At 69.5% G+C, this 20404-nt stretch carries 22 protein-coding genes; 20 read left to right on the forward strand and 2 right to left on the reverse strand.

Annotated features, from left to right (window positions below; genetic code table 11):
* Positions 1-10 precede the first annotated feature (10 nt).
* Genes MRBLWO14_RS15365 through hisH form a run of 3 tightly spaced genes read left to right on the forward strand, consistent with a single transcriptional unit; the run spans position 11 to position 2357 of the window.
* A complete protein-coding gene (locus MRBLWO14_RS15365; RefSeq protein WP_341933970.1) occupies positions 11-1105 on the forward strand; it encodes a histidinol-phosphate transaminase in 1095 nt (364 codons plus the stop codon).
* A complete protein-coding gene (gene hisB / locus MRBLWO14_RS15370; protein ID WP_341933971.1) occupies positions 1102-1719 on the forward strand; it encodes an imidazoleglycerol-phosphate dehydratase HisB in 618 nt (205 codons plus the stop codon). Before MRBLWO14_RS15365 ends, hisB begins: the two co-directional genes overlap by 4 nt.
* A complete protein-coding gene (hisH, locus tag MRBLWO14_RS15375) occupies positions 1716-2357 on the forward strand; it encodes an imidazole glycerol phosphate synthase subunit HisH (RefSeq protein WP_341933972.1) in 642 nt (213 codons plus the stop codon). The genes hisB and hisH overlap by 4 nt, the downstream gene beginning before the upstream one ends.
* Here the strand turns inward: hisH and MRBLWO14_RS15380 are convergent, their stop codons facing one another.
* The gene (locus MRBLWO14_RS15380) at positions 2358-3944 is read right to left on the reverse strand and encodes an AAA family ATPase (RefSeq protein WP_341933973.1); all 1587 of its coding nucleotides are present in this window, start codon (positions 3942-3944) and stop codon (positions 2358-2360) included.
* A 241-nt stretch (positions 3945-4185) separates the two neighbouring features.
* Here MRBLWO14_RS15380 and priA point away from each other — a divergent pair, with 241 nt between their 5' ends.
* Genes priA through MRBLWO14_RS15395 form a run of 3 tightly spaced genes read left to right on the forward strand, consistent with a single transcriptional unit; the run spans position 4186 to position 6131 of the window.
* Positions 4186-4932 (forward strand): bifunctional 1-(5-phosphoribosyl)-5-((5-phosphoribosylamino)methylideneamino)imidazole-4-carboxamide isomerase/phosphoribosylanthranilate isomerase PriA, encoded by a 747-nt coding sequence (priA, locus tag MRBLWO14_RS15385; RefSeq protein ID WP_341933974.1) that lies wholly within the window; start codon positions 4186-4188, stop codon positions 4930-4932.
* Entirely contained in the window at positions 4916-5707 is a 792-nt protein-coding gene (locus MRBLWO14_RS15390) for an SseB family protein (protein ID WP_341933975.1), read from the forward strand. The genes priA and MRBLWO14_RS15390 overlap by 17 nt, the downstream gene beginning before the upstream one ends.
* A gap of 31 nt (positions 5708-5738) precedes the next feature.
* Positions 5739-6131, forward strand: coding sequence for a hypothetical protein (locus MRBLWO14_RS15395; RefSeq protein ID WP_341933976.1), 393 nt, complete (start codon positions 5739-5741; stop codon positions 6129-6131).
* Between the two features lie 107 nt (positions 6132-6238).
* Here the strand turns inward: MRBLWO14_RS15395 and MRBLWO14_RS15400 are convergent, their stop codons facing one another.
* Positions 6239-6637: a DUF1844 domain-containing protein gene (locus MRBLWO14_RS15400; protein ID WP_341933977.1), complete on the reverse strand. Its 399-nt coding sequence runs from the start codon at positions 6635-6637 to the stop codon at positions 6239-6241.
* Between the two features lie 232 nt (positions 6638-6869).
* On the opposite strand from MRBLWO14_RS15400, the gene infC reads away from it, so the two are divergent.
* The 14 genes from infC to MRBLWO14_RS15470 all read left to right on the forward strand — a co-directional run bounded on the left by infC (position 6870) and on the right by MRBLWO14_RS15470 (position 20369).
* A complete protein-coding gene (infC, locus tag MRBLWO14_RS15405; RefSeq protein WP_341936214.1) occupies positions 6870-7508 on the forward strand; it encodes a translation initiation factor IF-3 in 639 nt (212 codons plus the stop codon).
* A gap of 74 nt (positions 7509-7582) precedes the next feature.
* Positions 7583-7777, forward strand: a complete 195-nt coding sequence (gene rpmI, locus MRBLWO14_RS15410) for a 50S ribosomal protein L35 (RefSeq protein WP_067357502.1) — start codon at positions 7583-7585, stop codon at positions 7775-7777.
* Between the two features lie 32 nt (positions 7778-7809).
* Positions 7810-8196, forward strand: a complete 387-nt coding sequence (rplT, locus tag MRBLWO14_RS15415) for a 50S ribosomal protein L20 (protein ID WP_045252681.1) — start codon at positions 7810-7812, stop codon at positions 8194-8196.
* A 103-nt stretch (positions 8197-8299) separates the two neighbouring features.
* A complete protein-coding gene (locus tag MRBLWO14_RS15420; RefSeq protein ID WP_341933978.1) occupies positions 8300-9112 on the forward strand; it encodes an RNA methyltransferase in 813 nt (270 codons plus the stop codon).
* A gap of 91 nt (positions 9113-9203) precedes the next feature.
* Positions 9204-9872, forward strand: coding sequence for a response regulator transcription factor (locus MRBLWO14_RS15425; RefSeq protein WP_341933979.1), 669 nt, complete (start codon positions 9204-9206; stop codon positions 9870-9872).
* A gap of 3 nt (positions 9873-9875) precedes the next feature.
* Entirely contained in the window at positions 9876-11252 is a 1377-nt protein-coding gene (locus MRBLWO14_RS15430; protein ID WP_341933980.1) for a HAMP domain-containing sensor histidine kinase, read from the forward strand.
* Positions 11249-12217 (forward strand): TAXI family TRAP transporter solute-binding subunit, encoded by a 969-nt coding sequence (locus MRBLWO14_RS15435; protein WP_341933981.1) that lies wholly within the window; start codon positions 11249-11251, stop codon positions 12215-12217. Before MRBLWO14_RS15430 ends, MRBLWO14_RS15435 begins: the two co-directional genes overlap by 4 nt.
* A 356-nt stretch (positions 12218-12573) precedes the next feature.
* The gene (locus tag MRBLWO14_RS15440; protein WP_341936215.1) at positions 12574-13320 is read left to right on the forward strand and encodes an amino acid ABC transporter ATP-binding protein; all 747 of its coding nucleotides are present in this window, start codon (positions 12574-12576) and stop codon (positions 13318-13320) included.
* Positions 13321-13384: 64 nt separating this feature from the next.
* Positions 13385-14302 carry a glutamate ABC transporter substrate-binding protein gene (locus tag MRBLWO14_RS15445; protein ID WP_341933982.1) on the forward strand — a complete coding sequence of 306 codons (918 nt, stop codon included), beginning with the start codon at positions 13385-13387 and terminating at the stop codon, positions 14300-14302.
* A gap of 78 nt (positions 14303-14380) precedes the next feature.
* Entirely contained in the window at positions 14381-15028 is a 648-nt protein-coding gene (locus MRBLWO14_RS15450; RefSeq protein ID WP_341933983.1) for an amino acid ABC transporter permease, read from the forward strand.
* The gene (locus tag MRBLWO14_RS15455) at positions 15025-15942 is read left to right on the forward strand and encodes an amino acid ABC transporter permease (protein WP_341933984.1); all 918 of its coding nucleotides are present in this window, start codon (positions 15025-15027) and stop codon (positions 15940-15942) included. Before MRBLWO14_RS15450 ends, MRBLWO14_RS15455 begins: the two co-directional genes overlap by 4 nt.
* A 58-nt stretch (positions 15943-16000) precedes the next feature.
* Entirely contained in the window at positions 16001-17041 is a 1041-nt protein-coding gene (gene pheS / locus MRBLWO14_RS15460; RefSeq protein WP_341933985.1) for a phenylalanine--tRNA ligase subunit alpha, read from the forward strand.
* Positions 17041-19563: a phenylalanine--tRNA ligase subunit beta gene (pheT, locus tag MRBLWO14_RS15465; RefSeq protein WP_341933986.1), complete on the forward strand. Its 2523-nt coding sequence runs from the start codon at positions 17041-17043 to the stop codon at positions 19561-19563. Before pheS ends, pheT begins: the two co-directional genes overlap by 1 nt.
* 86 nt (positions 19564-19649) lie before the next feature.
* Entirely contained in the window at positions 19650-20369 is a 720-nt protein-coding gene (locus MRBLWO14_RS15470; protein WP_341933987.1) for a DUF402 domain-containing protein, read from the forward strand.
* Positions 20370-20404: the final 35 nt, after the last annotated feature.

The raw sequence follows: 20404 nt of genomic DNA on the forward strand, positions 1-20404 counted from the left end.
GCGGCCTACCATGGGAAGGGTGACCGCATCACTCGCCGACCTCCCGCTTCGTGACGATCTTCGAGGACTCACTCCCTACGGGGCCCCTCAGGCGCCGCTGCCCATCGCCTTGAACGTCAACGAGAACACGCATCCCGTCCCGGATGCCGTGGCGAGCGACATCCTCGATGACATCGCCGTGGCTCTGCGTGACGTCAACCGCTACCCCGACCGCGAGTTCACCACCCTCCGCGAGGGTTTCGCCGAGTATCTCGGGCACGGTCTCGAGGCGGAGCAGATCTGGGCAGGAAACGGCTCGAACGAGGTCCTGCAGCACATCCTGCAGGCCTTCGGCGGTCCGAGGCGCACAGCCTTCAGCTTCGCGCCCACCTACTCGATGTACCCGCTCATCGCGAAGGGCACGGGCGCGACGTGGGTCGCCGGCACGCGCCAGCCCGACTACTCGCTCACTCCCGACGATGCTGCCGCGCAGGTCGAGGAGGCCGACCCCGATGTGATCCTCCTGTGCGCGCCGAACAACCCGACCGGCACCCCGTTGTCGCTCGATGTGATCGAGGCGGTGTACGAGGCCAGCCGAGGGATCGTCGTGGTGGATGAGGCGTACCAGGAGTTCGCTCCGCGCGAGGCGGCATCGGCGCTCACGTTGCTCGACGGGCGTCCGCGACTCGCGGTCTCGCGCACGATGAGCAAGGCCTTCGCCTTCGCGGGTGCACGCGTCGGCTACCTCGCGGCCGATCCCGCGTTCATCGACGCGCTGCGTCTCGTGCGGCTGCCCTACCACCTGAGCGCGCTCACGCAGGCCGCCGCCATCGCGGCTCTGCGCAACTCCGACGTCATGCTCGGCATGGTCGAGGAGATCATCGAGCAGCGCGACCGCATCTCGGCGACGCTCGAGGCGCTCGGGTACACGCCCCACGAATCATGGTCGAACTTCGTGCTCTTCGGGGGCGTCTCCGATCCCCGTGCGGTCTGGCAGCAGCTGTACGACCGCGGGGTGCTGATCCGCGACGTGGGCATCCCGGGGCACCTCCGGGTCACCGCCGGCACGGAGGCGGAGACCACCGCGTTCCTCGACGCACTGGCCTCGATAGGATCGGCTTCATGAGCAGCACCGCCCTGACCCCTCGCACCGCGACGCGTGTGCGCAGCACCTCGGAGTCCACTGTCGAGCTCGAGCTGAACCTCGACGGCACCGGTGCGAGCCACATCGACACGTCGGTGCCCTTCTTCGATCACATGCTGACGGCGTTCGCGAAGCACTCCCTGACCGACCTCACTGTCCGCGCCTCGGGCGACACGAACATCGACGCCCACCACACGGTCGAGGACATCTCGATCGTGCTCGGCCAGGGGATCCGCGAGGCGCTGGGCGACAAGTCCGGCATCTCCCGCTACGGCGACGCGCTCGTGCCCCTCGACGAGGCACTCGCCCAGGCCGTGGTCGACATCTCGGGGCGCCCGTACCTCGTCCACACGGGCGAGCCGGCGGGTTTCGAGCACCACCTCATCGGCGGCCACTTCACCGGCTCCCTCGTCCGTCACACATTCGAGGCGATCACGTTCAACGCCGGGCTGACCGTGCACGTGCGGGTGCTGGGCGGACGCGATCCGCACCACATCGCCGAGGCCGAGTATAAGGCGTTCGCGAGGGCGTTCCGCCAGGCGAAGGCACTCGACCCGCTCGTCGACGGCATCCCCTCCACGAAGGGCGCGCTGTGACCGGGGCACCCCGCGTCGCCGTGTTCAACTACGAGTCGGGCAACGTGCACTCCGCCGTCAAGGCTCTCGTCGCGGCAGGCGCGGATGCCGTGCTCACCCGCGACCGCACCGAGGCGCTCGAGGCCGACGGCCTGCTCGTCCCCGGCGTCGGCGCGTTCCAGGCGGTCCGCGACGCGCTCCACGCGCACGGAGGGGACGAGATCATCGATCGCCGCCTCGCGGGGGGCCGCCCGGTTCTCGGGATCTGCGTCGGCATGCAGGTGCTCTTCGCCCACGGCGTCGAGCGCGGCACCGATGCGGAGGGGCTCGGGGAATGGCCGGGTGCCGTCACCGAGCTCAACGCTCCGGTGCTGCCCCACATGGGGTGGAACACGGTGGAGCCGGGCGCAGACAGCATCCTGTTCCGCGGGATCGAAGACGAGCGGTTCTACTTCGTGCACTCGTACGCGGCGCAGTCGTGGGAGCTCGACGTCATCCCGCCGTTCCCGCAGCCCGTGCTCACCTGGTCGACGTACGGTGAGCCGTTCCTCGCGGCCGTCGAGAACGGTCCGCTCTCCGCCACGCAGTTCCACCCCGAGAAGTCTGGGGAAGCCGGCATCCAGCTGCTGCGCAACTGGGTGAACAGCCTGCGCGACTGATCAGAAGCCGCGTGCGACCGCGGCAGCGGCCGACAGCCAGGCGCGCTGCGTCGGCGCGGCCAGAGCCCGCAGCCGCAGGTGGCCGTCGACCATCTCACGGTCGTAAGGGATCTGCACGACATCGCGGGCGAGCGGCTGGTACCCGGCCACGACCTCGGCGACGTCGGCCGACGACGCCTTGGGGTCGGCTTGGCTGACCACGACCACAGACTCGCGCGCCAGTCGCGCTGAGCGCTCGTCGCGGTCCTCGAGGGCCTCGAGCAGCAGAGCGCCGGCTTCCGCATGATCGTCGCGGGTGGTGGTGGCGACGACGATCTGGTCGGCGAGCTCGATCATCCGCAGCCACATCGGGTCGGACTCGTCGTTGCCGGAGTCGATGATGATGAGGCGGTAGAACTTCGCAGCCACGGCGTGGATCGCGTCCACGTCATCGGGGCTCAGCCGGTTCTCGTGCGCGAGACGGATGGGCTTCGAGCGCAGCACGTCGTACTTCTCCTGCGGCTGATGATGCACGAAGTGGGCGAGATCCGCCGACTGACCCTGGGCGCCGAGGAGCCGCTGCGTCTGCGGGAGCAGCTCGAGCAGTGTGCGGTCGTGGGCGCCGGTCTCGGTGCGCCAGCCGAGCGTGCCGCGGGTCTGGTTGTTGTCCCAGGCGAGCACCCCGGCCCCGCCGTACTGCGCGAACACGGCCGAGAGCAGCACGGTGGCGGGGGTCTTGCCCGCCCCGCCCTTGCCGTTCACGACCGCGACCGTGCGCGGGCCCGGCCAGTGCCGGCTCACGGCGTGCTCGTCCTCGCGCACCGCGCGCTCCTGCGCGTTCGGGGCGAGGGAGAAGCCGAGCCGGTTGAGCACGCCGCGACCTCCGTGGCGGGCGGGCTCCTCGCGGGGGTCCTGCTGCAGGAAGGAGCGTCGCTCCAGGCCCTGCTCCCGCTGCAGTCGACGGGATGAGGTGAGCGGGTCGACGGTCGGGGCGGTACCGGCGGGTCCCGGCGCACCCGGGGGAGCGGACGGGATAGACGGGGGAGCAGCGGGCGCCGCCGGAGCTCCGGTGACCGGGGCGACGGGCGCCGACGCGACAGGGGCGGCCGGCTGGCCGGAGCGCACCGGCTGCGCAGGCTGCACCGGCGCGGGCTGCCCGGGCTGGAGCGGCTGCACCGGCAGTGCCGTGGGCGCGGCCGGAGCGGGACGCGTCGGAACCGGCGCCGTCGTGGGCACGGAGGTCGGGGCAGGCGGCGCTGCCGGAGCAGGCAGCAGCGTCGGGACGGAGGAGACGATGGGCTGGCTCGCCGGTGCGGTCGGCTGAGAGGGCGTGGTCGGCTGGGCCGGTGCGGTCGGCTGGGCCGGTGCGCCGGGCGCTCCGGGCGCGGAAGGCGCGGCGGCAGGAGTGCCGGGCGTCGGGGAGGCGGGCGCCTCGGGCCGCACGGGAGCGGCGGGCGATCCCCCGGATGCGGCGGCCGCGGCCTCGGCGCGTGTCGACGGCGCCGTTCCTGCGTCGCCATCGGCCTGGTCGACCGTCTCGGGCCGCGGTCGCAGCGCGCTGGCCGGAAGAGTGGGCCAGTCGTCGTCGTCCTGCGGTGAGAGGGGCACGTGCTCGACGATCTCGGGCGCCGGTGGCGGGGGAGTGTTACCCCGCCGCAGGGGGCCTCCGCCGTATGCTTCCCCGTCGCGCGCCATGAACCATCTCCTCATCGACCGAATAGACGTGATATCGAGGCTACAGCGTGTGGCCGGTCCCTCACCGTCATCTCATTTGGAGCGGACTCCCGCGGAGGCTAGTGTCGTTTCTCGTGCCGGTGATCAGGCGCATCCCATCTCACCTGAGGACGTCATGAACGACTTCGCGCAGTCCCCCTCTCTCACCCTGCTTCCCGCGGTCGATGTGGCCGGCGGCAAGGCCGTTCGGCTGACCCAGGGTGAGGCCGGCACCGAGACCAGCTACGGCGACCCGCTCGACGCGGCCGGCGAGTGGGTGTCGCAGGGGGCGAAGTGGATCCACCTCGTCGACCTCGATGCGGCGTTCGGACGCGGCAGCAACGCCCCGATCCTGCGCAAGGTCATCAAGCAGTACCGCAACGTGAACGTCGAGCTGTCCGGCGGCATCCGCGACGACGCGACGCTGGAGGCCGCCCTCGAGAGCGGTGCGACGCGCATCAACCTCGGAACCGCTGCACTGGAAAACCCCGAGTGGGCTGCCGACGTCATCGGCCGCTACGGCGAGGCGATCGCCGTGGGGCTCGACGTGCGCGGCACGACGCTGGCCGCGCGCGGCTGGACGAAGGAGGGCGGCGACCTCTGGGAGGTGCTGGAGCGCCTCGAGGATGCCGGGTGCAGCCGCTACGTCGTCACCGACGTCACCAAGGACGGGACGCTCAAGGGCCCGAACCTCGAACTGCTTCGCGAGGTCACCTCGCGCACGCCGAAGCCCGTCGTGGCGTCGGGCGGCATCTCGAATCTCGACGACATCATCGCTCTTCGCGACCTCGTGCCGCTCGGTGTCGAGGGTGCGATCGTCGGGAAGGCCCTCTACGCCGGCGCGTTCACGCTGGCCGAGGCTCTGGATGTCGCAGGGGACTGACGACCCGGGCCCCGTCGGGCATCACCACGCCGACTCGGCCGGGGTGCCGTGGGAGGGCCGCAGCTTCGAGTCGAACCCGCACTCCGGCGACGACGGATCCGCCGACCCTGCGCTGCTGTCGGCCTTGCTGAGGTTCCGCGCGGGCGAAGGGTCGCAGGTCGAGGTGGTCGACGCGTTCCGCGCCGCGCGGGTGCTGATTCCTCTCATCGCCGAGAAGGGCGAGGAGGGCGTGGCGCCCAGCGGTCTCGCCGTCGACAAGACGCAGGAGTTGTCGATCGTGACGGTCGCGGCGCCCGACGGGCGTCGCGTGCAGCCGGTGTTCTCGTCGGTGCAGACGATGCAGCACTGGGATGCCGCGGCGCGGCCGATCCCCGTCGAGGCCGTGCGCGTGGCTCTGTCGGCATCCGCTGAGGACACGGATCTCATCGTGCTCGACCCGACCGCCGACACCGAGTTCGTCATCCGTCGACCCGCGGTCTGGTCGATCGCGCAGGGGCTTGCGTGGGAGCCCAGCTTCCTGTCGCCGGAGGTCTTCCGCGCCCTCCAGGAGAGCGTCGCACACGAGCTCGCCGTGATCGACGTGTCGGTCGCCGCCGGCGACCCTGACGCGCGGCTGCGGGGTCCCGAGCTCGTCGTCGTCCTGGAGCTCGTCGACGGTCTCGAGCGTGAAGTGCTGGATGCCGTGCTCGCCCGTCTCGCGCAGCGGTGGGCGGCCGACGACCGCATCGCGGTGCTCGCCGACTCCCTCACGGTCAAGCTCCGTCGCTCCGCCTGACCCGACGAGTCGGCCCGCTAGGGTGGGCGGTATGCGCAGAGCAGCGGGGCTCGTCCTGGCGATGGTGTCCGGAGTGCTGCTGCCGGGATGTGGGACCGCGTGCCCTGCGATCGGGTGGACCAATGGCGTCGTGATCGACGCCTCGGTTCACGCGCCGGACGTGTTCCTCCAGGTGTGCTCGGAGCACGGGTGCTCTCCGGCGCCGGGAGTCGCTCCGACGCCGGAGATCGATCCTTCGACCCCGACCGGGGGAGACGACGGTCAATTCTTCTTCGGTTTCGACGCGCCGGAGGTGATCACCGTCCGCGTCTTCGATGCCGGCGGCATCCTCCTCGCCGAGTCCGAGGAGACGATCGACTGGACGCACTCCACCGATCGCTGCGGAGGTCCGTCGACCGCGCCGCCGATCGTTCTGGAGGCGTGAGGCGTTTCGTCTCGCTCCGCTCGCTCGACGACCGGAGGGTTCACCTCGAGCGGCGTTTCATCTCGCTCCGCTCGCTCAACGATCCGGAGCGGGCTCCGCGGGGTCGGTCAGGTGACCGGGCCGGTCCACTTCTCGCCGGGACCCTTGCCGATCGGATCGGGGATGGTCGACGCCTCGCGGAACGCGAGCTGGAGGGAACGCAGTCCGTCGCGCAGGGAGCGAGCGTGCATGTCGCTGATCTCCGGCGCGCCGGCGGTGATGAGACCGGCGAGGGCGTTGATGAGCTTGCGGGCCTCGTCGAGGTCGAGCTGCTCGGCCGCGTTCGGGTCGTCGGCGAGCCCCAGCTTCACGGCGGCGGCGCTCATGAGGTGCACGGCGGCGGTGGTGATGACCTCCACGGCGGGCACGTCGGCGATGTCGCGGGTGGCCGACGAGGCGGCCGCCTCCTGCCGTGCCCAGCGCTCCTCGCGCTCGCGTGCGGAATCGTCCGATACCTGGTTCGTCACTTCGCCTTGCTCTCTGTTAGACTATGTCGGGCTCCGGAGCGTCATGCTCCGGTACGAAAGAGGATTCACTTCCCACCCGCGCTTGCCGTTCCAGGCTACCGGGTCTTGCACTCCGCCGGATCGCGTCGTCAGATGCGTCCGGTAGACAGGGTGCGAAGCCGGCGTCTGACTGCCGGCGGGTGGGGGACGATTCCGATTTCGCTCGGGATGCAGACAGCATCCTGATGGCCGAATCCCATCGTCTAAGGAGTTCCGCATCAGCGATCCCCGCACCAATGAGCGCATCCGCGTCCCCGAGGTCCGCCTCGTCGGCCCCGCGGGTGAGCAGATCGGCGTCGTCCGCATCGAGGCGGCGCTGCGCCTTGCGCAGGAAGCCGACCTCGACCTCGTCGAGGTGGCCCCCAACTCGAAGCCTCCCGTGGTCAAGATCATGGACTACGGCAAGTTCAAGTACGAAGCCGCCCAGAAGGAGAAGGAAGCTCGCCGCAACCAGGCGAACACCATTCTCAAGGAGGTCCGCTTCCGTCTGAAGATCGAGGCGCACGACTACACGACGAAGCTCAAGCGCGCCGAGGGCTTCCTCAAGGCCGGCGACAAGGTCAAGGCCATGATCCTGTTCCGCGGTCGTGAGCAGTCGCGTCCCGAGCAGGGTGTGCGTCTGCTGCGCAAGTTCGCCGAGGACGTCGCCGAGCTCGGCACCGTCGAGTCGAACCCGACCATCGACGGTCGCAACATGGTGATGATCGTGGCCCCGCTGAAGAGCAAGTCCGAGGCGAAGCAGGAGCAGAACGCCGTCCGCGACGCGAAGAAGCAGGCAGCGCGCGACGCCAAGCACGAGGCCGATGCTCCGGCCGAGGCCGCGGCGGAGTGACGACCGCCCCCACCGACTCCCGCACCGCGGGTTGACCCCGTCGCCTGAGAAGGCGCCATACGAAGGAAGAGAAGATGCCGAAGCAGAAGACCCACTCGGGTGCTAAGAAGCGCTTCAAGATCACCGGCAGCGGCAAGCTGAAGAAGCAGCAGGCGAACATGCGCCACAACCTCGAGCACAAGTCGAGCCGTCGCACCCGTCGCCTGAACCAGGACCAGGTGCTCTCGAAGGCCGACTTCAAGGTCGCCAAGAAGCTTCTCGGCCGCTGACGCGCCGAACGCACGAATAGGAACACACGAAAATGGCAAGAGTCAAGCGGGCAGTAAACGCCCACAAGAAGCGCCGCGTCATCCTCGAGCGCGCGTCCGGTTACCGCGGTCAGCGTTCGCGCCTGTACCGGAAGGCCAAGGAGCAGGTCATCCACTCCCTGGTCTACTCGTACCGGGACCGTCGCAAGCGCAAGGGTGACTTCCGTCGCCTCTGGATCCAGCGCATCAACGCCGCTGCACGCCAGAACGGCATCACGTACAACCGCTTCATCCAGGGCCTCGGCCTCGCGGGTGTCACGGTCGACCGTCGCATGCTCGCCGACCTCGCGGTCAACGACGCGGCGACGTTCACGACGCTCGTCGAGACGGCCAAGAAGGCTCTGCCTTCCGACGTCAACGCGCCGAAGTCGGCTGCGTAAGCAGCTCGTCAGCACAGAGGGCGCCTTCCTTCGGGAAGGCGCCCTCTGTCGTTTCCCCGCTGTTCTCCGCGGATCAGGCGTCGCTGTTCCCTAGACTGAGATCGTGCTGGAGAACCCCCGGTCCCCCCGAGTCCGTGCTGTCGCGAAGCTGACCAAGCGCAGCGCGCGCACAGAGACGGGTCTGTTCCTGTCGGAAGGGCCGCAGGCGGTCCGCGAGGCGCTCACCTACAGCCCCGAGGCGATCGTCGAACTGTTCGCGACGCCGACTGGATGGGACAAGCATCCCGACATCCGCGCGAAGGCGTCGGATGCCGACGTCACGGTGGAGTTCGTCACCGAGTACGTGCTCAACGCCATGGCCGACACCGTGACGCCGCAGGGGCTCGTCGCCGTCGTCCGGCAGACGCCGACCTCGGTGCGCGACATCTTCGACGCGTCGCCCCGGCTCGTCGCGATCTGCGAGGAGATCCGCGACCCGGGCAACCTGGGCACGATCATCCGGGCGGCGGACGCGGCGGGCGCCGATGCCGTCGTGCTCACCGGCCGCACTGTCGACCCTTACAACCCGAAGGTCGTGCGCGCGACCACGGGCTCCCTCTTCCACCTCCCGGTGTCGGTGGGAGCCGAGCTCGACGACGTCGTGCAGCGCGCGCATGCCGCCGGGCTCACGATCCTCGCCGCCGACGTCAAGGGCGACGACCTGCTGCAGGCACGTGCCGAGGGAGTGCTCGCCGGGCCGACGGGCTGGCTGTTCGGGAACGAGGCGCGGGGGCTCGACGACGACGCGCTCGACCGCGCCGACCGGGTGCTGAAGCTGCCGATCTTCGGCCGTGCCGAGTCCCTGAACCTCGCCACCGCAGCGAGCGTGTGCCTGTACGAGAGCGCCTTCGCGCAGCGCGCCGGCACCGCTGCCTGACCGTTCCCTGACACCGCCGTCGACTCTTCGACGCCCACCCCGGCTGGTAGGGTTTGTCCCTGCGCGTGGGCGGAGAAGGGGACCGGGGTCGATGCGGATTCTGATCGTGGAGGACGACGAGCGCGTCGCCGCCGCACTCGACGCGTTCCTCGCCCGATCCGGCTACGCCACGGTGCGCGCGGCCGACGGCGCCGCAGCGCTCGACCTCCTCGGCGCCGACACCGAGGTCGTCCTCCTTGACCTCGGCCTCCCCGATGTCGACGGCATCGACCTGTGCCGGCGCATCCGCGGACGCTCCGACGTGCCGATCGTGATCGTGACGGCCCGCAATCAGGTGACCGAGCGCATCAAGGGGCTGCGGGCCGGCGCCGACGACTTCGTGGTCAAGCCCTACGACGTGCACGAGCTGCTCGCCCGCATCGAGGCGGTCACGAGGCGCTCCCGCCCGGTGCGACCGGAGTCGGAGGGCGTCGTCGATCTCGACGGTGGCGCGGTGCGGATCGATCTCGTGGCCCGGCAGGTCATGGTCGACGGAGGCCCCATAGAACTGACGCGCAAGGAGTTCGACATCGTCGCGGTGCTCGCGCGTTACCCCGGCGTGGCCGTGCCGAAGGAGAGACTGATCCGCGAGGTGTGGAACACCGATTGGCGCGGATTCGGCCATTCCCTCGAGGTGCACGTCGGAGCGATCCGTCGCAAAGCGGGTCAGCGCCGGCTGATCGAGACCGTCCGCGGCGTCGGCTACCGGCTGGCGGGCTGAGGGATGCGCAGACGCCTGGTGGTCGTCTTCCTCGTGCCGTTGATCGCGATCCTCGTGTCTCTCGGCGGCGCCACGGCGTGGAGCGCGACGCGCAGCATCCAACAGGCCTTCTACACCGAGCAGCTCGGTGATCTCGCGTACTTCGTGACCAGTGCGAGACAGGCGCTGCGTTCGGGGAGCGCCACGGTGATCGACGCCGAGGTGCGCCGATTCCACGAGGTGTACGACATCGACGTCCGCGTGTTCGATCTCGCCGGAACCGCGTGGGCGGCGGGTGACCGTGATGACGACGTGCTGACCGACGAGGAGACCGCGCGCGTGGGCCTCGCGCTGTCGGGGCGGCGAGCGGAGGCCCCGGCGCCGGTGTTCCCGTGGAGCGTCGCCGAGTCGTCGCTCGTCGAGCCGGTCTTCGACGACGGCGACGTGATCGGTGCGGTCATGGTGTCGGCCGACACCGCGGCTCCGCGGGCCGAGATCGTGCAGCAGGTCATCGTCCTCTCGCTCGTGGCGCTGGCCACGGTGGGTCTCGGCATCCTGCTGGTGATGCAGCTCGCGCGCTGGGTGCTCTCGCCCGTGCGGCGACTCGACGAGGCGATGGCTGCGATCGAGAGAGGGGAGATGGACGCCCGCGTCTCCGAGGACACGGGCCCGCCCGAACTGCGACGGATGACTCGCGTGTTCAACGGCATGGCCGACGAGATCGAACGCGTCATGACGAGGCAGCAGGAGTTCGCGCTGAACGCCTCCCACGAGCTTCGGAACCCCCTCAACGCCCTGCTCCTACGCGTCGAGCACCTGTCGACGGGACTCGGCGACGACTGGCGCGACGACGTCGAGGAGACACGCGAGGAGGGGCGGCGCATGGCGCGCATCCTCGAGACGCTGCTCGGGCTGGCCAGGGGCGGACGCGGCGACACCGCGATCTCGGCGGTCGACCTGACGGCCCTCGCCGGCCGGCGCGCGGAGGCGTGGCGCGACGTCGCCGGTCAGCGGGGGATCTCCGTCGTGGCAACGGGAGGCGAGCCGGTGATGAGCGTGACCGACCGGACGATCGTCGAGAGCGCCCTGGATGCCGTGATCGACAACGCCGTGAAGTACTCGACACCCGATTCGGTCGTGGTGGTCACGGCGCGGCGGGACGAGCAGTCGTGCCGGCTCACCGTGCGCGACCAGGGCCCCGGTCTCACCGCCGAGCAGGCGGCCGCCGCCACCGATCGGTTCTGGCGCAGCGATGACAGGGGGGACACTCCGGGTTCGGGGCTCGGGCTCGCGATCGCGACCGACCTGCTCGACTCCCTCGGCGCCGAGCTCCTCGTCGAGTCGCCGGACGCCGGCGGACTGCTCGTCACGCTGCTCCTGCCGGACGGAGTCCACGCATGAGGCGGCGCGAGGTCGCGCGCCCGATCGTGGCCGGAGTGCTCGCCGTGCTCGTCGCGGCGTCGGTCACCGCGTGCTCGCCGCGTTCCGGCGAGTGGGGCGACACCGCGTACGAGATCGCGGGGGGAGGTGCCAATGGCGTCTACTTCGCCTACGGCGAAGGCCTGGCCGACGAGCTCTCCGCCGCCCTCGATGTCCGCGTGACCGCGGAACAGACCGCCGGTTCGGTCGACAACCTGCTTCGCGTCAGTTCGGGGGATGCTCTCCTCGGCTTCGCACAGGGGGATGCAGCTGCGGATGCCGTGGAGGGCGAGGGCGCCTTCCCGGAGCCGCTGCCTGTGCAGGCCGTCGCCCGTCTGTACGACGAGTACCTGCACGTCGTGGTGCGTTCCGACTCCGACATCGACGGACTCGACGACCTCTCGGGGCGCGTCGTCTCGTTGGGGGCCGAGAACTCCGGGGTCAACGTCATCGCGTCGCGGGTGCTGGATGCCGCCGACGTGGATCCCTCGTCGATCAGCGACCCGGAGCTTGGCCTCGCCGCGTCGATCGAGGCGCTCGAGAGCGCGGAGATCGACGGATTCTTCTGGGTCGGCGGCATCCCGACCCCCGGCATCGCCGAACTGGCGCAGACCACGCCCGTGCGGCTCCTGCCCATCGAGCAGAGCTGGGTGAACGACGTGAACGAGCGGTATTCGTACGCGTACCGGCCCTCCGATCTGCCGGTCGGTCTGTACGGCCTGGAGGAGTCGGAGCCGACGCTCGCGGTGCCGAACTACCTCGTCACCTCGAGCGATACTCCGCCAGGCGTGGTGCGCGACGTCCTGCGAGGACTCTTCGACGGTCGCACCCGGCTCGCGCACGATGTGCCGGCCGCCGCGCTCCTCGACCGCACCCAGGCGATCTTCACGGGTCCTGTTCCCCTGCACCCCGGGGCGGTCGAGTACTTCCGCGAGCAGCGCGACTGACGCCTCAAGAAATCCTCAAGAAGTTCTCGTCGCGGCATCCTGCTCTGCCAATCTGGGGTCGATCGCGCACGATTCGACGGAGAATTCAGATGCCACAGACCCGACGACCTGCCCGCAGGCTCGGGTTCCGGCATCCCGCCGGATCGCCTCGCGATCTCATCCGATCGGAGGCTTGCTGCCTCGCGCCCTTCGGGGGAGGGGCACGGCAGCAGGGACGCCCCCACGGTCTGCGGGGGCGGACCGGGGGGGCACTCCGCTGGTCGGCCGGAACGGGCTCGATCAGGGGATTACGAACGTGTAAATCTCGACGAGCCCGCCTGGAGACCCGCCACCCCCGTGGCTAGTTTGGAGAAATGATGACCTCTGATAAGCCCCTCGTCGTGGTCGACGACGTGCAGAAGCACTACGGCGACTTCCAGGCGCTCACGGATATCAACCTCACGGTCAACGCCGGCGAGGTCGTGGTCGTGATCGGCCCGTCGGGGTCGGGCAAGTCGACCCTGTGCCGCACGATCAACCGCCTCGAGACCATCACGAGCGGAACGATCAGCATCGACGGCAAGGCTCTGCCCGCCGAGGGCAAGGGACTCGCGAACCTCCGTGCCGACGTCGGCATGGTGTTCCAGTCGTTCAACCTCTTCGCGCACCTCACGATCCTCGAGAATGTGACGCTCGGCCCGATCAAGGTCCGTGGCCAGAAGAAGGCGGATGCCGAGAAGGAGGCGATGGCCCTGCTCGAGCGCGTCGGCGTCGCCCAGCAGGCATCGAAGCTCCCCGCTCAGCTGTCCGGCGGCCAGCAGCAGCGCGTCGCGATCGCCCGCGCACTCGCGATGCACCCGAAGGTGATGCTCTTCGACGAGCCCACCAGCGCGCTCGACCCCGAGATGATCAACGAGGTGCTCGACGTCATGGTCGAGCTCGCTCAGGAGGGCATGACGATGATCGTCGTGACCCACGAGATGGGCTTCGCCCGCAAGGCGGCCGACCGCGTCGTCTTCATGGCCGACGGGCAGATCGTGGAAGAGGCGAAGCCCGAGGAGTTCTTCACGAATCCGAAGAGCGACCGGGCCAAGGACTTCCTCTCGAAGCTCCTCACGCACTGACCCTCTCTCGCGCACCCCGCACACTTCACAGACCCTGCACACACAGCACACGAAGGAGACGCACATGCGACGCACACGGACACTGGCAGGACTCGGTATCGCAGCCGCAGCACTGCTCGCCCTGACGGCCTGCAACAGCGGCACGCCGTCCAGCACGGGAGCCCCGGAGGGCGGCGACGAGGGCGACTCGTCCAGCAGCACCCCGTGGACCGTCCTCGAGGACGTCAGCATCGACGGCAGCCCCACCTTCGACCGGATCTCGTCGTCCGGCACGGTGAAGGTCGGCGTCAAGGAAGACCAGCCCGGTCTCGGCTACCTCGACCCCGTCACGAGCGAGCGCACCGGATTCGACGTCGACATCGCGCGCTGGATGGCCGCGTCGCTCGGAGTCGACCCGGAGAAGATCGAATTCCAGGCGATCGCTTCTGCCAACCGTGAGCAGGCCATCGTCAACGGCGACATCGACTACTACGTCGGCACGTACTCGATCACCGACAAGCGCAAGGAGCAGATCTCCTTCGCCGGTCCGTACTTCGTCACGGGTCAGGGCCTCCTGGTGGCCTCCGACAGCGACATCGAAAGTGTCGACGACCTCAGCTCGTCGACGACCGTCTGCTCGGCAACCGGCTCCACGCCGATCCAGAACATCAAGACGAACTATCCCGATGTTCCGACCAAGGAATACGACACGTACTCCAAGTGCGTCGAGGACCTCAAGAACGGCCAGGTCGACGCCGTCACGACCGACGAGGCGATCCTCATCGGCTATGCGGCACAGGATCCCGACAACCTCAAGGTCGTCGGCGAGCCCTTCAGCGAGGAGCGCTACGGCATCGGAGTCGCCAAGGGCGATGACGCGCTGGTCGAGTACTTCAACACGCAGCTGACCGACGGCGGAGACATCTGGCAGCAGATCTTCGACAACAACCTCGGCGCCTCTGGCGTCAAGGCCACCCAGCCTGAGGTCGACCCGGTCGGCTGATGACGACGGGGCGGTCGGCGCGGTCGGCCGCCCCATATCAGCAGGTCCATCCAAGAACCCGAATCGACAGGAGCAGCAGTGGGAGTCATCACCGACCACCTCGACCTCTGGGGAGAGGCGCTGTGGGGAACCATCGTCCTGTTCCTGGGCGGGGGGCTGATCGCCCTGGTCCTCGGACTCATCGTCGGAGCAGCCCGCGTCTCCCCGGTACCGATCGCTCGAACCGTCGGCGCCGTGTACGTCAATTGGATCCGCAACACCCCGCTAACGCTCGTGATGTTCTTCTTCGCGTTCTGCCTGCCGATCCTTCTGGGGCAGCGGGTGAACTCGTTGCTGCTCGCAGTCCTCGCGCTCGGTATCTACACGGCGACGTACGTCGCTGAGGCGCTCCGCGCCGGCATCAACACGGTGCCCGTCGGCCAGGCCGAAGCCGCGCGAGCGATAGGTCTGAACTTCGGGCAGGTCATGCGCTTCGTCGTGCTACCGCAGGCGACCCGTTCGGTGGTGCCGCCCATGATGAGCGTGCTGATCGCGCTCATGAAGAACACGACGGTCGCCGCCGGGTTCTCGGTCGTCAACCTCGGCACTATCCGCGCGGCTCTCAGCGAACGCGGAGAGAGCGCCCTCGCCGTGCTGTTGTGGGTCATGGTCATCTTCGTCGTGCTCGTGCTGGTGCTCAGCTGGGTGCAGAACAGACTCGAGAACAAGTGGAGGATCGTGCGATGAGCTCCGTTCTTTTCGACGTCCCGGGCCCGCGCGCCGTCGTCCGCAACCGCATCATCGGCGCGGTCACCGTGCTGGTCGTACTCGCCGTGCTCGGTTGGGTCGTCTGGAGACTCTTCGCCACCGGGCAGTTCTCTGCGGCGAAGTGGAACATCTTCACCTTCTCCGCCGTGTGGGTGCGATTCGGCGAAGGCCTGCTGAGTACTCTGGCCGCGTTCGCTGTCGCCGGGATCGGGTCTCTCGCTCTCGGGTTCCTCCTGGGCGTGGGCCGGCTGTCGGAGCATGCCTGGGTCAGGGAGCCCGTCCGGTGGATCATCGAGGTCTTCCGCGCGATCCCGGTCCTCATCCTCATGATGCTCCTTTACTACGGCCTTCCGGTGATCGGGGTGCGGATGCCCCCGTACTGGGCAGTCGTCATCGCGCTGATCGTGTACAACGGATCGGTGCTCGCCGAGGTCCTTCGCGCCGGGGTGGAGTCCCTGCCTCGCGGGCAGAAGGAGGCCGGTTATGCGATCGGCCTGCGCAAGACCGGAGTCATGCGGCTCATCCTGCTGCCGCAGGCTGTCCGCGCGATGATGCCGGTCATCATCGCCCAGCTCGTCGTCGCGCTCAAGGACACCGCGCTCGGGTTCATCATCACTTACCAGGAGCTGCTCTACGTCATCAACCAGATCGGCAACCAGGCGCCGTACGGTTCCCCGCTGATCCCGTCCGCCATCATCGGCGGGTCGATGTATGTGGCCGTCTGCCTCCTCCTCTCCTACGTCGCCTTCCGGCTCCAGAAGCGCGTGAAGCGTTCACCGGCGCAGGCTGCCGCGGCTGGGAACATCGCGGCCGACGACGAGGCGACGTTGACTCAGGTCATCGCGACCCAGCGGGAGACCGGTGGACCGCGGGATTCGACACCGGCGAGGTAGGCGCTGACGGCGACTCGGCGTCTGATCGCGGCACCGTGCGCCGGTAGACTCGACTCTCGTGTCTGAGTCTCTCGAAATCACCCCGGAAGCGGTCGAAGCCGCTGTCGCGGCGGCGCTCGACGCCATCGCCGCGGCAGCCGACACCGCCGAGCTGAAAGCCGCTCGCGCGGCGCACGTCGCGGAGGGATCGCCGCTGGCCGTCCTGAACGCCTCGATGCGCCAGGTCGCACCGGAGAACAAGGCCGCGTTCGGCAAGCTCGTCGGCCAGGGACGAGGACGGGTCACGCAGGCCCTCGCGGCCAAGGAGTCCGAGCTCGCCGCCGCCGAGGTCGCGGCCCGGCTCGAGTCCGAGCGCGTCGACATCACCGCGGTCTCCTCGCGTTCGCGCGTGGGCGCCCGGCATCCGCTCACCCTGCTCAGCGAGCAGATCTCCGACATCTTCGTCGGCATGGGATGGGAGATCGCCGAGGGGCCTGAGCTCGAGCACGAGTGGTTCAACTTCGACGCCCTGAACTTCGACGTCGACCACCCCGCCCGCCAGGAGCAGGACACGTTCTACGTCGACCCGCCCTCGCGGCACCTCGTGATGCGCACGCACACGAGCCCCGTGCAGGTGCGCTCGATGCTCGACCGCGATGTGCCGATCTACGTGCTGTGCCCCGGCCGGGTCTACCGCACCGACGAGTTCGACGCCACGCACCTGCCGGTGTTCACGCAGTTCGAGGGTCTCGTGATCGACAAGGGCATCTCCATGGCCCACCTCAAGGGGACGCTCGACCACGTCGCGCGCCAGCTCTTCGGTCCGGAGGCCAAGACGCGCTTCCGCACGAACTTCTTCCCGTTCACCGAGCCCTCCGCCGAGCTCGACCTGTGGCACCCGACCTTCAAGGGCGGCGCGCGTTGGATCGAGTGGGGCGGGTGCGGAATGGTGAACCCGAACGTGCTGCGCGCCGCGGGGATCGACCCCGACGTCTACAGCGGCTTCGCGTTCGGGATGGGCGTCGAGCGGGCACTCATGTTCCGCAGCGACGTGCAGGACATGCGCGACATGGCCGAGGGCGATGTCCGTTTCAGCGAGCAGTACGGGATGGTGGTGTGATGCGCGTCCCGCTCTCGTGGTTGCGTGAATACGTCGATGTGGCAGCGGACAGGACCCCCGAGGACGTCCTCGCGGCCATGGTCTCCGTCGGGTTCGAGGAGGAGGATGTCCACCGCTTCGAGCTGCAGGGTCCGATCGTCGTCGGCCAGGTGCTGTCGCTCGAGCCGGAGCCTCAGTCGAACGGCAAGACGATCAACTGGTGCCAGGTCGACGTCGGCGAGGCGAACGGAGGCGTCCGCGGCATCGTCTGCGGCGCGCACAACTTCGTCGTCGGCGACAAGGTCGTGGTGACGCTCCCCGGAGCCGTGCTGCCCGGTCCGTTCCCCATCGCCGCGCGCAAGACCTACGGGCACGTGTCCGACGGCATGATCGCGTCGGCACGCGAACTCGGCCTCGGCGACGAGCACAACGGCATCCTCGTGCTGTCGGATCTCGGCATCGACGCTCCCGTCGGCGCCGACGCGATCGCGCTGCTCGGCCTCGACGACGTCGCGGTCGATGTGAACGTCACGCCCGACCGCGGCTACGCCTTCTCGGTGCGCGGCATCGCCCGCGAGTACTCGCACGCGACCGGCGCCTCCTTCCGCGACCCCGCCGAGCGGGACTTCGCCGAGCTGCAGCCGGGCACGGGGCACACGGCGATCGTCGACGACTCGGCGCCGATCCGCGGCACCGTCGGGGCGAGCGAATTCGTCACCCGCGTCGTGCGCGGCGTCGACCCGTCGCGTCCCACGCCCCCGTGGATGATCGCTCGTCTCTCGCTCGCCGGCATGCGGTCGCTCGGCGTGCTCATCGACATCACCAACTACGTGATGCTCGAGCTCGGACAGCCCCTGCACGGCTACGACCTCGACAAGCTCCAGGGCGGCATCACCGTCCGCCGCGCGACGCCCGGCGAGAAGATGACCACGCTCGACGGTCAGGAGCGGAAGCTCCACGTCGAGGACCTGCTCATCACCGACGACTCCGGCCCGATCGGCCTCGCCGGTGTGATGGGCGGCGGCAAGACCGAGATGAGCGAGACGACCGCGAACGTGCTGATCGAGGCGGCGACGTTCGACCCCATCACGATCGCGCGCACGGCCCGCCGGCACAAGCTGCCGAGCGAGGCGTCCAAGCGCTTCGAACGAGGCGTCGACCCGCTCGTGCCGTTCGTCGCGGCGCGTCGCGCCGCCGACCTCATGGTCGAGCTGGCCGGGGGGACGCTGACGGACGAGGGCGGCGCGCTGTTCGCCGAGATCTTCGTCGCCGAGATCGAGCTGCCCGCCGGCTTCGTTCAGAATCTCATCGGCGTGGACTACACGGATGCCGAGATCACCGACGCGCTCACCATGATCGGCGCCGAGGTCAACGCCTCGACGGGGTCGGGATCCGAGGGAGCCGGGTGGACCGTCATCCCGCCGACCTGGCGGCCCGACATCACGGACAAGTGGTCGTTGGCGGAGGAGGTCGCGCGCATCCACGGGCTCGACCGCATCCCGTCGGTGCTGCCGACCCCGCCCTCCGGCCGGGGGTTGACCGCTCATCAGCAGGGTCGGCGTCGCGTCGCGAACGCCCTCGCCGCCGCCGGTCTCGTCGAGACGCCCTCGTTCCCGTTCACGACGGAGGCGCAGAACGACCTGCACGGGTCGGCGTCGGGGGAGCACCTGCCCAGCATCCGGCTGGCGAACGCCCTCGACCGGGCCGCGCCGTTCCTGCGGCGCTCGCTCATCCCCGGTCTGCTGCAGACCGCGCACCGCAACATCTCCCGCGGCCTGACCGATCTCGCGCTGTTCGAGACGGGTGTGGTCTTCCTCCCCGAGGCCGGCGTCAGCTACGGCACCGACGAGGTACCGCCGCTCGGTGAGCGTCCCTCCGACGAGACCCTCGCGCAGCTGAACGCGTCGATCCCGCCGCAGCACCGTCATGTCGCCGTGCTGCTCACCGGAAACACCGTGACCCGCCAGCCCGGCCGTGCGGCCGAGGCTTCCGGTCTCTCGGAGGCTCTGGATGCCGTGCGCGTCATCGGTGAAGCGGCCGGCGTCACGATCGACGTCGCCCAGTCGCAGCGCGCGGCGCTGCACCCGGGGCGAACGGGCGTGCTCACGGTCGACGGCACCGAGGTCGGATACGTGGGCGAGCTCCACCCCGACGTCGCGTCCGCCGCGGACCTGCCCGGCCGCGCGACCGTGGTCGAGCTGGACCTCGACGGCCTGCTCTCGCTCGCCGGTGAGAAGGCCGTCGCACCGTCGCTGTCGACGTTCCCCGCCGCGACGCAGGACGTCTCGCTCGTCGTGGACGCGGCGGTGCCGGCCGGAGATGTCCGCGCGGCTCTGCGCGACGGCGCCGGCGCGCTGCTCGAGTCGATCCGTCTCGTCGACGACTACCGCGGAGACGGACTCGCCGAAGGAACGAAGAGCCTCACCTTCGCGCTGCGCTTCCGCGCCGACGACCGCACGCTCACGGCCGCGGAGGCCACCGAGGCGAAGCTCGCGGGAGTCGCCGTCGCTACGGAGCGCTTCGGAGCCGCGATCCGCGACTGACGGACCACGTCGGAACGGACGACTCGTGCTGCGCCCACGCAGGGGCGCAGCACGGGTCCCACGGCGCCACACGGTACCGTGGCGAGATGACGACCGTGAACCCGCACGCCACGCCGCCAGCAGTCCCGCACGGGTCGCGCCCGCTGGGAGAGGCTCCGTTCCTCGCCCCGGGCGATCAGATCGACTGGCACTACCGCCGTCCGGGCTGGCTCCGCGGCGAGCCGTCGACGATCACGCCGATGCGTGTCGTCCGCGACGACGAGCGCGGGCTCGTCGCCTGGCTCGCGCCGGGGACGGAGCAGGAGGGGCAGGGCGCGGCCGACGGGCAGCGCGTGCGCACGGTTCCGCTCGAGAGACGCTGGATCGAACCGCGCAGGCGAATCGTGGAGCACTGGGTGGGCAACGGCATCCTGCGGATCGCTCCGGCCGATCGACCGTGGTCGGTCTGGCTGTTCTGGAGCGAGACGACAGGCGCGGACTGGACATTCGCCGGGTGGTACGTGAACCTCGAGAACGCGCATCTGCGGACCGACCGCGACACGTTCACGTCGGACCACATCCTCGACGTCGAGATCGAGCCGGACGGACGGATCGTCATGAAGGACGAAGACGAGCTCGTCGCCGCCGTCGAACAGGGCCGTCTGGACAGCGATCAGGCAGCGCAGATCACCGAGCACGCCGCGGCGGCCATCGCCTCGTTCACCGCCGGAGACTGGCCGTTCGACCCGGAGTGGGTCGCCTGGCGCCCCGACCCCGCGTGGACCGTGCCGGTGCTGGACGGGCTCGAGGATCTGCGTCAGCCGTGACCCGCGCTCCGCTCTGAGCGGATGGGCTTCCCTCG

Origin of the sequence: Microbacterium sp. LWO14-1.2, assembly GCF_038397715.1 — a bacterium.
In the GTDB taxonomy this organism is placed as follows: Bacteria; Actinomycetota; Actinomycetes; order Actinomycetales; family Microbacteriaceae; genus Microbacterium.

What these genes read in the sequence shown, in the direction of transcription:
- MRBLWO14_RS15445 (WP_341933982.1), top strand. Translation starts at nt 13,385, where the DNA reads ATGCGACGCACACGGACACTGGCAGGACTCGGTATCGCAGCCGCAGCA.
- MRBLWO14_RS15425 (WP_341933979.1), top strand. Translation starts at nt 9,204, where the DNA reads ATGCGGATTCTGATCGTGGAGGACGACGAGCGCGTCGCCGCCGCACTC.
- MRBLWO14_RS15435 (WP_341933981.1), top strand. Translation starts at nt 11,249, where the DNA reads ATGAGGCGGCGCGAGGTCGCGCGCCCGATCGTGGCCGGAGTGCTCGCC.
- MRBLWO14_RS15395 (WP_341933976.1), top strand. Translation starts at nt 5,739, where the DNA reads ATGCGCAGAGCAGCGGGGCTCGTCCTGGCGATGGTGTCCGGAGTGCTG.
- rpmI (WP_067357502.1), top strand. Translation starts at nt 7,583, where the DNA reads ATGCCGAAGCAGAAGACCCACTCGGGTGCTAAGAAGCGCTTCAAGATC.
- MRBLWO14_RS15470 (WP_341933987.1), top strand. Translation starts at nt 19,650, where the DNA reads ATGACGACCGTGAACCCGCACGCCACGCCGCCAGCAGTCCCGCACGGG.
- MRBLWO14_RS15455 (WP_341933984.1), top strand. Translation starts at nt 15,025, where the DNA reads ATGAGCTCCGTTCTTTTCGACGTCCCGGGCCCGCGCGCCGTCGTCCGC.
- MRBLWO14_RS15365 (WP_341933970.1), top strand. Translation starts at nt 11, where the DNA reads ATGGGAAGGGTGACCGCATCACTCGCCGACCTCCCGCTTCGTGACGAT.
- rplT (WP_045252681.1), top strand. Translation starts at nt 7,810, where the DNA reads ATGGCAAGAGTCAAGCGGGCAGTAAACGCCCACAAGAAGCGCCGCGTC.
- hisB (WP_341933971.1), top strand. Translation starts at nt 1,102, where the DNA reads ATGAGCAGCACCGCCCTGACCCCTCGCACCGCGACGCGTGTGCGCAGC.
- MRBLWO14_RS15430 (WP_341933980.1), top strand. Translation starts at nt 9,876, where the DNA reads ATGCGCAGACGCCTGGTGGTCGTCTTCCTCGTGCCGTTGATCGCGATC.
- MRBLWO14_RS15390 (WP_341933975.1), top strand. Translation starts at nt 4,916, where the DNA reads ATGTCGCAGGGGACTGACGACCCGGGCCCCGTCGGGCATCACCACGCC.
- pheT (WP_341933986.1), top strand. Translation starts at nt 17,041, where the DNA reads ATGCGCGTCCCGCTCTCGTGGTTGCGTGAATACGTCGATGTGGCAGCG.
- MRBLWO14_RS15440 (WP_341936215.1), top strand. Translation starts at nt 12,574, where the DNA reads ATGACCTCTGATAAGCCCCTCGTCGTGGTCGACGACGTGCAGAAGCAC.
- priA (WP_341933974.1), top strand. Translation starts at nt 4,186, where the DNA reads ATGAACGACTTCGCGCAGTCCCCCTCTCTCACCCTGCTTCCCGCGGTC.